The organism is Paenibacillus sp. R-74696, assembly GCF_055814915.1.
The window spans coordinates 1-11,990 of record NZ_JBPULM010000030.1 but is presented as its reverse complement, the minus strand read 5'-3'; the positions used below and the strand labels follow the sequence as shown (position 1 = coordinate 11,990).

Below are 11,990 nucleotides of genomic sequence, written 5' to 3'. Positions count from 1 at the left end.
CCCAGATATACGAAACAGGCACATGAAGGTTATCCGCAGAAAAAGATATGCACACCTGATTTTACGTGATATACGAAGCTGATAAAATCAGCATAATAGCCAATGTTTATATACATAAAATTGAATTAGCAGCCCCGCCCCCAAGAGATTTTTTAAAAAAGCGTGTTGAGAGAGTTATTGAATCATTCATTTGGCTGGACAGCAAGCGCGGCATTCATTATGATTTAAATATGAAAACGTTATCAAAATGGATGCGTTATTATGCGGGCAGGGGGCCAGGGGCTTGCGCAAATCGATGTTCGTCAGCTTGTTTGCTGGATGTTTGATTATTTTGTTTTTCACGCTAGCCTCGATGATAAAGGTGTTCTCCTCCAATTTAATTGAGCCTGCGCTTACATCGGAGCAGCATAACAGCTACCGGCTCGTACTCATTACAAGCGAGCTGGATACTCCGTTTTGGGCGAAGGTGGAGAATGGGGCTATGGCAGCAGCTGAGCGCTATGGTGCAAGCTTGGAGGTATGGGGCACCTACGGCTCGAATCGCGATGATTTTCTGAAAAATATTGAGGTTGCAATTGTATCGAAGGTAGATGGCATTATTGTGCAGGGACTGGATACGGATGAATTCAAAAGCTTGACCAAGGTGAAGGCCGCAAGCAGCGGCATTCCGATTATTACCGTCGCAAACGATGTTCCGATGAATGAGAGCCTGCGCCGGACCTATGTCGGCTCTGATCATTTGGAAGCAGGCAGCATGATCGCGCGCCAGCTGGTGTCGGATATGGGCTTCGCGGGCAGAGTGGTGCTGATGGTCTCGGACCGTCAGGAATATTTCCAGCGCTCGCGCCTAACGGGCATTTTAAATGTACTGAAGCCGTATCCCCAGATCGAAACGCTGATCGTTGCGGCAGGCGATTCGCGTGTGGATGTGGCCAGCGCTACGAATAAGCTGCTGAACGAGGCCCCTAACGTGGATGCCTTTGTTGCCGTGTCTGCGAATCATGCAGGCTCTATTATTCAGGAAATTAGCAAACGGAAGCAGGTCGAGCCATTTTACATCTATTCTTTCGATGATTCGCCAGAAACGTTGACCTTGATGCAGCAGGGCAAAATTGATTCGTTAATCGCACAGTCCCCGGAGGCGATGGGAGAGGAAAGCGTCACCCATATGATCAAGTGGCTGACTGGCGAGCAGGTGCCGCTAAACCCTGACGGTTATTTTACGGACATCAAGGTACTGCGGGCGGGGGAAACACGATGAACAGCATACATCGGAAAATTTTGACAATGTCGGTTATTGTACTGTCCATTATGGTTTTGATTTGGGTCGTGCTCACTTACTATAATCAGAAAACACAAGCGCAATATAATGATATTCTTCAGCGCTATTTGCGCATGAATGAAGTAACTGATCACAGCCACCAGACGATTATTGCTTTAAATGACTATATGCAAAAGCCATCTGCGTTTAAGCTGAGCAAGCTTAACCAGAACAAAAAAAACATGCTGATGGCAAAGCTGCAGACGGTCACACTGCGTAATAAAGACAACGCTTTTACCCTGACGAGCTATATCAATATGATTGATAGCCTGATCGCTTCAGCGGATTTGACGGTTATGTTTCTCGGACAAGGAAACGCGGAGCAATCGACTGAGAAGTTCGAGGAGGCAACTCGCATTGACAAATATATTGCCGAGACGACGATTACCCTTATTGACAAAGAGGTGCGGACGTACGATGCATTTTACCGCGGCATTATTGAGCAAAGCACAGAGCTAAAACGGCTTGGCGCTTGGCTGCTCTCCTTAATTACGATTATACTATTGCTGTTTACCTACTGGTTTTCCCTCAGCATTACCCGGCCGATTCAGAAGCTGACGGTGGCCGCCAAGGAGCTATCGCGCGGGCGCTTCGACAAACCGATTGAAGTACACTCCAACGACGAAATTTCATTCCTCGCGAAGACGTTTGACCGCATGCGCGTAAATATCAACAATTTAATCTCCGAGATTCAACAGAAGGCTCAGCTTGAGAGTGAGCTGCAGCAAAGCAAGCTGCTCCTGAAGGAAAGCCAGCTGATCAGCCTGCAAAGCCAGATTAACCCCCACTTCTTGTTTAACACACTAGATACCCTCTCTAAGAAAGCTTATCTCGATGGTTCCGAAGAAACAAGCGATTTAATTGCAAGCGTCGCTGGCTTGCTGCGCTATAATTTGCGCCGTCTGGACCGGGCGGTAACGCTTGAGGAAGAACTGTCGGTTGCTTTGAAATATATCGAGATTCAAAGTGCACGCTTCACCGATCGGCTGCGATTTGAGCAGGAGGTCGATGAGAGCTGCCTTCAGCTCAAGCTTCCCTGCCTTACGCTTCAGCCCATTATTGAAAATGCGGTAATTCATGCCGTGGAGCCGCTTGAGGATGGGGGGAGCATAACGCTTCGGATTTATGAAAGAGAGCAATGTGTTTGGATTGAAATTGAGGATGACGGAGCTGGCATGACGGCTGAGAAGGTGAACCATATTTTGATGGAGGGCGGCAACGCCGATGGTCTGGGGCACTCTACGGGAATAGGCTTCAGCAACGTGGTTAAGCGGCTGCGGCTGTTCGTCGGCGCTGAGGATGTCATTTCCATTGACAGTGAACCCGGCTGCGGAACCAAGGTAACGATAAAAATACCATTGGCGGGGAGCGAAGGCTAGCATGCTTAAACTATTAATTGTGGATGACGAACAGGTAGAACGCGAAGGCTTGCAGGCGATTTTGCACAAGGGCTTTCCCACCTGTGAATTTAAGCAAGCGAGAAATGGCGCAAAAGCGATTGAATTGGCAAGTGAGTGGCAGCCGGACCTTATTCTGATGGATATTAAAATGCCAGGCGTAAACGGAATTGAAGCCATTGAGCGGATATCGGTCTTTTTGCCAGATGCAAAATTTATTATGGTAACGGCTTACGACACATTTGATTATGCCCGTAAGGCGATTAAGCTGGGGGTTAAGGATTATTTGCTCAAGCCTAGCAAGGCGAGTGAAATTATAGCCGTTATCGGCAAGGTTATCGATGAAATTCTGCAGGAAAAAACCATACTGGAGCAGCGTTTGCTTGACGAGGAGAAGCTGCGGAAGATGATGCCGCTAGTGGAATCGGATGTTGTAATGCAGCTGCTGTTCGACCATGTCCATGAAGTACATATTAATGACATGCTTCAGCTTCTAGGAGGAGAAATTACAAGTGAGGCATTCGTCATGCTCTTGATGCTGCCAAGCGAAGGAGCGGCAGAAGCGCTCTATAGCACATTGAAAGCAAAGGTGAGAGAGGTAGGAAAAGGCTGGGTAGGGGCCATGTCGGGCCGTCAAATTCCGTTTATCGTGTTCCGCGAGGAGGCCAAAACGTTCCGCGCGCAGGCGGCATCGCTCGTGCAGCAGCTTCTGCTGCTGCAGCGTTCCGCTGGCGGAGACTTTTTCATAGGAATAGGTAGCTGCTACGCGGGACTTGGCAATGTTCGGTTATCCTACCAGGAAGCACTGCTTGCAAGCGCCAATACGGAGCAGCCCGCCAAGCATCAATTTTATGGAGAGATGGATAGGGAAGACACTTTCGGAAGCGGTTATCAGGACAAAGAAACAGAGAGGCAGTTCGTTGACCGAATTCGTTTAGGGCAGTGGCCGGAGGTGCGGAAAATGATTATGGGCTTAATTGACCGCTGTGACCAGAATCAGGCCTCCCTGACGGAATCGGGGCAATATGTACTGGAGCGGTTATGGCTCATCGCCCGTGTGGCTATGGAAATGGGAATTGAGATTGAGAAGCCATTATTTTCCTTTCAAGTACGGCAGTACCAGCAGCTGCGCGCCGAAACCGAGTGTTTGCTCAGCAAGATGATGTCTACGCTTGAAGTCCATCAAGCAAATGTACAGCCCGATGCGGTAGGTCGAATGAAGCAGTACATTATAGAACATTCCGAGAAAGAGATTTCACTGGAGATGATGGCGAATCGAATAGGGCTGAGTCCCTTTTATATGAGTAAAATGTTCAAGGATCAGGAGGGCATCAACTATATCGATTTTCTCACCGAGTGCAGAATTGAGAAAGCAAAGAAGCTGATGGCTGACCCGGAACGCAGCTTAAAGGAGATCACGTTTGAAGTGGGCTATAACGATCCCAATTATTTCAGCAAGGTGTTCAAAAAGGTGTGCGGCGCATCCCCAACCGATTACCGGCGGGCGATTATAGGTAGTAAGCGATGAGAGGGCAATCCATCTTAAAAAAATGCAGATGATCGCAAAAGAGTGCTGGAAGTGGTTTGCTCGCCTGTTCCAAATGTATGCTATATTTGAAAATATAAGCAGTTACATTTTGTGAGATAAGGGAGCGAAGAAAATGGGGAAACGTTTGACAAGAGGCGGGGTTGTATCCATTGCATTAGCTTTGATTCTTGTTCTGTCAGCTTGCTCGGGCGGCAACGGCAACGGCAACGGCAACGGCAACGGAAAAGAAGGTTCTGGATCAGGCACGAAAGAAACGACCGGGAAGGCGAACAATGCCAAGTCAGGGGATGAAAAGCTGGTCATTGGCTTCTCGCTGGATACGCTTCAAGAGGAACGCTGGCAGCGTGACCGCGATTTGTTCATTGCGGCAGCCGAGGCACTGGGCGCGAAGGTAGAAGTACAGGCAGCGAATAGCGATGATGCGAAGCAAATCTCGCAAGCGGAAAATTTGATCAGCCAAGGCGTAGACGTGCTGGTCGTTGTTCCTCATAATGCGGAAGCTACCGCTGCTATCGTAGAAAAAGCCCATGCTGCAGGCATTAAAGTGCTAGCGTATGACCGCTTGATCAAAAACTCCGACCTCGATCTGTATATCTCATTTGATAACGAAAAAGTAGGCGAAATGCAGGCTGAGGCTATCGTGAAGCTAGCGCCAAAAGGAAAATTCGTTTACATTGGCGGCTCGGAAACCGACAATAATGCTCATTTGTTCAAAAAAGGCGCGTTTAATATTTTGCAACCTCTTATTGACAGCGGTGACATTCAGGTTGTCTTCGACCAATGGACGAAGGATTGGAATCCAGCGAACGCACTTACGAATATGGAGAATGCGCTTACAGCAAACGATAATAAAATCGACGCCGTTGTTGCGGCAAATGACGGTACGGCAGGCGGCGTTATCCAGGCACTGGCTGCTCAAGGGATCTCTGGCAAAATTCCAGTATCCGGCCAAGACGCCGAGCTTGCGGCAGCACAGCGTATCGTTGAAGGCACACAAACGATGACGGTTTACAAGCCGATCAAGGATTTAGCTGAGAAAGCGGCCGAGCTAGCGGTGAAGCTTGCCAAAGGTGAGAACGTTGGCGCGGATAAATCGGTCAATAACGGTAAAATCGATGTGCCTTCGGTCTTGCTTGATCCCGTTGCTGTTGACAAAACGAATATCGATGCGACAGTGATTGCGGACGGCTTCCATTCCAAAGAAGATGTATACAAAAACGCGAAATAGAGGCTTGCGACGAAGAATGAGGGGATGAAGCGATGGGCAACATGACGCGCCTCCCCTCTTTGTTATTTTCGGAGGTGTTTAAGGGATGACGGCTGCATTAGAGATGCGCAACATTACAAAACAATTTCCAGGCGTTAAGGCGTTGAACGACGTAACCTTTTCGGTAAAAAAAGGCGAGGTGCATGCGTTATGCGGCGAGAACGGCGCTGGCAAGTCCACTTTGATGAAGGTGCTTAGCGGGCTTTATCCGCATGGCACCTACGATGGGCAAATCATGATCAACGGCGAAGAGAAGCGCTTCGGCAAAATTAAAGATGCGGAAGAAGCGGGCATCGCTATCATCTATCAAGAGCTTGCCCTTGTGAAGGAGCTGTCGATCGGCGAGAACTTGTTCCTCGGCAAGGAGCCCGCAGTCTTTGGCATCATCAACTGGGAGCGGGTGTTCAAAGAAAGCGAGCGGTGGCTGAAAGAGGTTGGCCTGCATGACGTAAATCCGGAGCATCCGATTGGTGCGCTCGGGATCGGAAAGCAGCAGCAGATTGAGATCGCCAAAGCACTGTCCAAGCGGGCAAACATCCTGATTTTAGATGAGCCGACAGCAGCATTGACGGAGCAGGAGGTCGAGATACTGCTCGGCATTTTGCGGGAGTTCAAGAAACGGGACGTTACCTGTATTTATATCTCCCATAAGCTTAATGAGGTGTTTGCAATCGCGGATACGGTAACGGTGCTCCGTGACGGGCAGACGGTGGGCACCTATCCGATCGCCGAAGTCAACGAGGATAAAGTTATTTCGCTTATGGTAGGACGAGAGCTGAAGGAGCGCTTTCCTAGAAAGGCAGCGATTCCAGGCGAGGTTGTGTTGAAGGTAACAGACTATACCGTTATGAATCCCGAGCGTCAGGGGAAGAAGGTCATTGACAATCTTAGCTTTGAGCTGCGCAAGGGTGAGATTCTAGGTATTGCCGGGTTGATGGGGGCGGGCAGAACGGAGCTTGTCATGAGCTTGTTTGGCTCCTATGGCGGGCAAAACCAAGGGACGATCGAAATTGAGGGCAAGCCAGTCAAGCTCAAAAATACCCAGCAAGCGATCAAGGCAGGCTTGGCGCTTGTATCGGAGGACAGGAAAAAATATGGTCTTGTGCTTGGCATGGATATCAAGAGCAACGTGAGCTTAGCGAGTCTTGGCGCGATTTCCTCTGGCGGCATTCTTCGCCCGAATGAAGAAATAGCGGCAGGCAATCAATATTTGCGCTCGCTGCGCGTGAAGGCGAACTCGGTGGAGACGATTGTAGGCACATTAAGCGGAGGCAATCAACAAAAAGTGGTGCTCGGCAAATGGCTGATGACGGTTCCGAAAATATTGATTTTGGATGAGCCGACACGCGGGATTGACGTAGGCGCCAAATTCGAAATTTACAACATTATGAATGAATTGATTGCGCAGGGCGTTTCCATCATTATGGTATCCTCGGAGCTGCCGGAGCTGCTTGGCATGAGTCACCGAATTATGGTTATTGCAGAGGGCAAGCATATGGGGGAATTTGCTGCTGAGGAAGCGACACAGGAAATGATCATGACGGCTGCCACAGGAGGAAAAGGACGATGAGCATGAATCAAGAAACCGTATTCAACCAAACGAAAACAAAGCGGCGTCCGAATTGGTTTAAATTTGATGCTCGTGCCTATACGATGATTGGCGCGCTATTGTCCATATGGGTGTTGTTTTCATTGCTGCATGAGCGCTTCTTGTCGCCAACGAATATTTCGAATTTATTTTTGCAAATGTCGGTAACGTCTATTATGGCTATCGGGATGGTTCTCGTTATCGTTGCTGGTCAGATTGATTTGTCTGTTGGCTCACTTGTGGGGTTGACCGGGGGCATCGCAGCGATCCTGAATGTATGGTACGAATGGAATACATTTCCGGTCATTATAGCCACTATGGCCATCGGCGCTGCAATCGGCTTCATCCAGGGCTGGATCATTGCTTACCGGGCTGTTCCGGCGTTTATCGTCACCTTAGGCGGGATGCTTATCTTCCGGGGCATTTTGTTTGGGACGACAGGAAGTGTGACGATTGCTCCGCTGACGCCTTCCATGAAAGCGATCGGACAATCTTATGTAGGCGATTTAATTGGCTGGATTTTTGGCATTGCCGCTTTGGCGGTGGCTGGTTATTTGGTCATGCGCAAACGGTCGGCTAGAGCGAAATTCGGGTTCGATGTAGAGCCTTTTGCGGTAAGCGTGCTGCGTTTGGGTGTCATTGGCGCGCTTGTCATCGGCTTCGTGTATTTGATGAACAGCTATAAGGGCATTCCTGTTCCCTTCGTAATGGTCATCGTACTGGCACTCATTTTCACTTTCATTTCGAAGAATACGACGTTCGGACGTCAAGTCTATGCTATCGGCGGAAATGCCGAGGCAGCGCGTCTATCAGGCATCAATATCAAGCGGCGCATTCTGCTGGTATTCGTTCTCTGTAATACGTTAGCTGCGATCGCTGCGCTTGTTCTGACAGCCCGACTGAATGCGGCAACGATGAGCTCCGGGCAAAACTACGAGCTGGATGCCATTGCGGCATGCGTGATCGGGGGAACAAGCCTGATGGGTGGTACCGGAACCATCGTAGGAGCTATTATTGGTGCGCTCGTCATGGCGAGCTTGGACAACGGCATGAGCTTAATGAATTTAGAGTCCTTTTGGCAGTATATCGTCAAAGGAGGCATTCTCATTCTCGCGGTGTACGTGGACATTTATACGAGGCAGCGGAAGAAGGTTTAAGCTTGCAGCAATGCAGTAGGAGGCTGGATGAACGGGGGGCGCATTTGGAAAATGCACCTCCCGTTTCATTTGATTAGCTTATGGTTGAGCTTGTAATCCGTTCAAATAGTCCTCGCGCAATAGGCCGTAATAGTCAATATCCTCGTAGTTATCCCATTTCAAATAATGCTGTAGAAAAGTGCCCTCATACTTCATTCCCACTTTTTTCATGACGCTGGAGGAAGCGGGGTTTTTGCTCATCGCTGCCGCATGAATTTTGTGAAGGTCAAGCTCTTCGAAGCCAAAAAGGAAAAGCGGCACTTTCGCCGCCTCATCTCAATATTCATAGAATTCGTTTCATATTCTCAACAGGACTAAATTTCTTATGCTGCTGCTTGATATCGTCTGAACAATTCGACATAGTAGTCGACCATTATTAATGAAGCATGGCCAAGAATTCGTCTAAGTGTAAAAGGATCTCTACCGTTCAAAATATAAAATTTCTCCATCATATGTCGGAACGTATGCGGGGAGACTCTAACGCCGGTAATGTCCGCCGCGCAACCATAAGCGTACATATGGAGATCGTTGGCGATATTCTCTGTTAGCCAGCCTTCTTCAAACAAGTACTTGAAAAACTGCTTTATGGCCTTGATTCGTCCATTTACCGTGTTGTCTGATCTGCCTTGGTCGAACAGATAGGCAATAAAATGATTTTGATTTCGCGAATCGATACCGTATAGATATCAAACGGCACTTGCTGCGCCAGAAAGGCTTTTTTCATCTGCTTGGCGCTGTCCTGATAGAAACGAAGTGTTAGCGGTGAAAGGTTTTTGGCCTTGCAATCGAGAATAAAGGAATGAAGCAGATCTTCAAAACTGAGTTGTTATTTAGTCTGGCTTGGATTCTCTGCGTTTTCCAGCTTGTTCTGTCGACGACGAATATTCATTTCCCATTCACCTCACTTTCTGACAGCAGGTGAAGTGCTTCGGCTAAATGTTCGACAGGATGAACTTCTCATGCTGGGCTTGTAAGTCGCTAGCAAATCATTCCACATACATTTCAGTCGTCTCGATTTGCGCGTGCCCCATTACGCTCTTGAGCGTGAAGACATCGCCGCCATTTAATAAATATTTCTTGGCAAACTGCACCAAAGAGCTCGGCAGTCCACCCTTTTTCATATAAAAGCTGAGCAAAAGACTTATAGATGTGCAGGTTACAATTAAGAGTACGTAAAGTTAGACCCTCGTCAAGCAGACTGGGCAGCACCTGCTTTTTGAAGACGGAAGGTGAGAGATCTCGTAGTTGTAGCTCCAAATCATCGAGATGCTGGTGGAGTTTTTCCAAGCCATTGCGATAACGACGATTGCTCTCCCTACTGAAGTTCGCTTTCTTTGTTCGGCACTTCGCATTTCCTCCTTATGGAGTTATGCGAACCAAAGTGGATATGCGAAGGAGGGGAGCGGGATTCGTATAACTTGCACGAAAAACCGGGTTATTTGAAGGATATTCGTGTTCCTCGAAAAGCGCAGGAATCCCTTGATACATATGGGTTTCTGGGCATTTTGAAGGTCAGAGATTTTCAGAGAATGGCTCGTATAACACTATATTCATGCTGCAAACAGACATTTTATTTTCTCGTCAGCGTACCACAATTGTTTCAAAAAAAATGGATTATCGATTAAGAGGAGAAGACATGGAGCAAATCATTATCCAACCAGTGACCACCCAAAATTGGGAAGAAGCGATGGAGATTTCTGTCAGTGAGGAACAGAGGGACTTCGTTCCGTCAGTGATTCAGTCGCTCGCCTATGCCTATATCAAACCATGGGATGAAGCGTTAGACCCGTTTGTCCAATCCATAAATGGAAAAATCATTGGGTTCTTTTATATTTCGTACACGCCCCACAGTTCTGATAATTATTGGATCGGCGGATTTCAAATTGACCAAAAGCACCAACGGAAAGGCTATGGAAAAAAAGCAATGGTTCAAATCATTAATTTTATTAAGGAAAATCATTCGAATTGCAGGTTAATTTCCTTAACTGTGGAAAAAGAGAATTTTATTGCACAAAATTTGTATGAAGGAATAGGTTTTATCAGAGGATACCGTTCGAACCAGGATGGGGAGATTATCTATACCATGCAACTCAACTGAACGGTATTCATTTCATAATGGAGGCGGTTTACGCTTTGACTATTATTAAATTACATAAGATTATAAAAGAGTTCGAAAGCGAGTGTACCCAATTAAGCGTGAGCAGCCAACAGATAGACTTGGTTGCAAGTAATGAGGATTCACTATTACATGCAGCAAATGAACCTACATCTGTTCCATACGGCATTTTTTCTGAAGGAATAATGGTCGGGTTTATACTTTTTGATAATGAAATATATAAAGACGGTTATTATTGGATTCTGAGATTTATGATTGACGAGAGATTTCAGAGAAAGGGTTATGGAAAAGCGGCGATTGAAGAAGTAATTAAGATGCTTAGTGCCAAGGTGGACTGTAAACAAATCAGGGTATCACATATCCCACACAATATAACCGCAAATAAACTCTATAAGGATTTAGGGTTCGTAGAAACGGGAGAGTTGGAAGGAAACGGGGATATTATTTTGGTTTATTTTATGTGAGATGTTTGTCTCCCTGTTGCTGGAACTTAGAAGCCATTGCCCGAGTGCAAAATAGATGATTAACGCTCGTTGTATCCACCTTTTGTGATAGATACATATGCCTATTTTCTCAGACCGGGGCTACAGAATGTTGCTTAAGGATCATTAAACGAAATTCCAATTCATGTTAAAATAATAGAATTACAAATAGAAAGGTGCGTAATACGATGGGATCATGGGGAACAGCATCGTTGGAAAGCGATGAAGGACTTGACGTACTTGATGCTTTAAGCAAATTTGCAGTGGACCGCCAGTCTTTTAAGTTGAAGGAGCTTTTAGCTCATTATAGAGAGCTCGGATTCCTTGCGGAAGATCCGGAAGAGGAGGATTTCCTTTATGATAATTCAGCTATTGCTCTAGCTGAAATTGTGTGCGCCTATATCGAAAACGGCAAGACGCAATACGAGGCTCTGAGTGGTTTGAAGGAGATCGTCTGGGAAACGGAGGATCTGCTCGAGTTGAAACAATTGGTTCAGCAGGTGCTGGATAATAAAGGCGGAGAACGCGAGCTGTATGAACTACGGGATGGAGATCCGGACTGGATTAACCATATGGGAAATGTAGTTCGTATTTTATCAGAGCAGGTTTAAATTGTGAAAAAAACGGCTGCAGCCGCATTAAGCGATTGCAGCCTATTTGCTGTTCATCATCAGCTTATATTTTGTGAAAATCCAAGAGTTAACCATATCAGTCATCGCATGATGGCTTATGCGCACAGGTGGCTTTTGCTCTTGCAAAGCATCTGCTGTTGCTGCATGTACCGAAAAACGAAGCGGTTTTGTCATTTTTTTAATATCTTTTGTGATTTCATCAAAAAACGCATAAGCTAACGGCTGATGCTCCCGAATATCCTCATAAATATAATAGTTTCCTTGTTCATCCTCCACATTGATTTGAAAGCCTTTTGGAAAGGAAAGCATGATGCACGGCAACTCATCCTCTGCCCATTGTCCGTAATAGGGAAAAGGGATACCTTCATTTCTCGCAAAAAAACCCGTGCTTTCATGATCAGACTTAACAGAGATGGAATAAACAAAGAAGGGATGATAATCC

Annotated in this window: 12 protein-coding genes; 9 read left to right on the top strand and 3 right to left on the bottom strand. The window is 46.8% G+C overall.

Features of this window, described 5'->3' with window-relative positions; genetic code table 11:
- Window positions 1-283: 283 nt before the first annotated feature.
- From ACSR9A_RS11760 to ACSR9A_RS11735, 6 genes are all read left to right on the top strand, one after another.
- The gene (locus ACSR9A_RS11760; RefSeq protein ID WP_473757420.1) at window positions 284-1,261 is read left to right on the top strand and encodes a substrate-binding domain-containing protein; all 978 of its coding nucleotides are present in this window, start codon (window positions 284-286) and stop codon (window positions 1,259-1,261) included.
- The gene (locus ACSR9A_RS11755; RefSeq protein WP_473757419.1) at window positions 1,258-2,700 is read left to right on the top strand and encodes a sensor histidine kinase; all 1,443 of its coding nucleotides are present in this window, start codon (window positions 1,258-1,260) and stop codon (window positions 2,698-2,700) included. The genes ACSR9A_RS11760 and ACSR9A_RS11755 overlap by 4 nt, the downstream gene beginning before the upstream one ends.
- 1 nt (window position 2,701) lies before the next feature.
- Complete coding sequence (locus ACSR9A_RS11750) at window positions 2,702-4,246, top strand: response regulator (RefSeq protein ID WP_473757418.1); 1,545 nt, start codon at window positions 2,702-2,704, stop codon at window positions 4,244-4,246.
- Between the two features lie 133 nt (window positions 4,247-4,379).
- Window positions 4,380-5,495 (top strand): D-xylose ABC transporter substrate-binding protein, encoded by a 1,116-nt coding sequence (gene xylF / locus ACSR9A_RS11745; protein WP_473757417.1) that lies wholly within the window; start codon window positions 4,380-4,382, stop codon window positions 5,493-5,495.
- An 85-nt stretch (window positions 5,496-5,580) separates the two neighbouring features.
- Window positions 5,581-7,104, top strand: a complete 1,524-nt coding sequence (locus ACSR9A_RS11740) for a xylose ABC transporter ATP-binding protein (protein ID WP_473757416.1) — start codon at window positions 5,581-5,583, stop codon at window positions 7,102-7,104.
- Between the two features lie 2 nt (window positions 7,105-7,106).
- Window positions 7,107-8,279: a sugar ABC transporter permease gene (locus ACSR9A_RS11735; RefSeq protein ID WP_473757978.1), complete on the top strand. Its 1,173-nt coding sequence runs from the start codon at window positions 7,107-7,109 to the stop codon at window positions 8,277-8,279.
- 78 nt (window positions 8,280-8,357) lie between these two features.
- Here the strand turns inward: ACSR9A_RS11735 and ACSR9A_RS11730 are convergent, their stop codons facing one another.
- The gene (locus ACSR9A_RS11730; RefSeq protein WP_473757415.1) at window positions 8,358-8,579 is read right to left on the bottom strand and encodes a GNAT family N-acetyltransferase; all 222 of its coding nucleotides are present in this window, start codon (window positions 8,577-8,579) and stop codon (window positions 8,358-8,360) included.
- A 725-nt stretch (window positions 8,580-9,304) separates the two neighbouring features.
- A complete protein-coding gene (locus ACSR9A_RS11725) occupies window positions 9,305-9,439 on the bottom strand; it encodes a hypothetical protein (protein WP_473757414.1) in 135 nt (44 codons plus the stop codon).
- A 515-nt stretch (window positions 9,440-9,954) separates the two neighbouring features.
- Between ACSR9A_RS11725 and ACSR9A_RS11720 the strand changes: the two genes are divergently transcribed.
- The 3 genes from ACSR9A_RS11720 (at window position 9,955) to ACSR9A_RS11710 (ending at window position 11,527) form a co-directional block, all read left to right on the top strand.
- A complete protein-coding gene (locus ACSR9A_RS11720) occupies window positions 9,955-10,416 on the top strand; it encodes a GNAT family N-acetyltransferase (RefSeq protein WP_473757413.1) in 462 nt (153 codons plus the stop codon).
- Window positions 10,417-10,451: 35 nt separating this feature from the next.
- A complete protein-coding gene (locus ACSR9A_RS11715) occupies window positions 10,452-10,898 on the top strand; it encodes a GNAT family N-acetyltransferase (RefSeq protein ID WP_473757412.1) in 447 nt (148 codons plus the stop codon).
- A gap of 206 nt (window positions 10,899-11,104) precedes the next feature.
- The gene (locus tag ACSR9A_RS11710; RefSeq protein ID WP_473757411.1) at window positions 11,105-11,527 is read left to right on the top strand and encodes a DUF4259 domain-containing protein; all 423 of its coding nucleotides are present in this window, start codon (window positions 11,105-11,107) and stop codon (window positions 11,525-11,527) included.
- A 42-nt stretch (window positions 11,528-11,569) separates the two neighbouring features.
- Here ACSR9A_RS11710 and ACSR9A_RS11705 read toward each other — a convergent pair.
- On the bottom strand, window positions 11,570-11,990 hold a 421-nt coding region (locus ACSR9A_RS11705; protein ID WP_473757410.1), incomplete at its 5' end, for a hypothetical protein.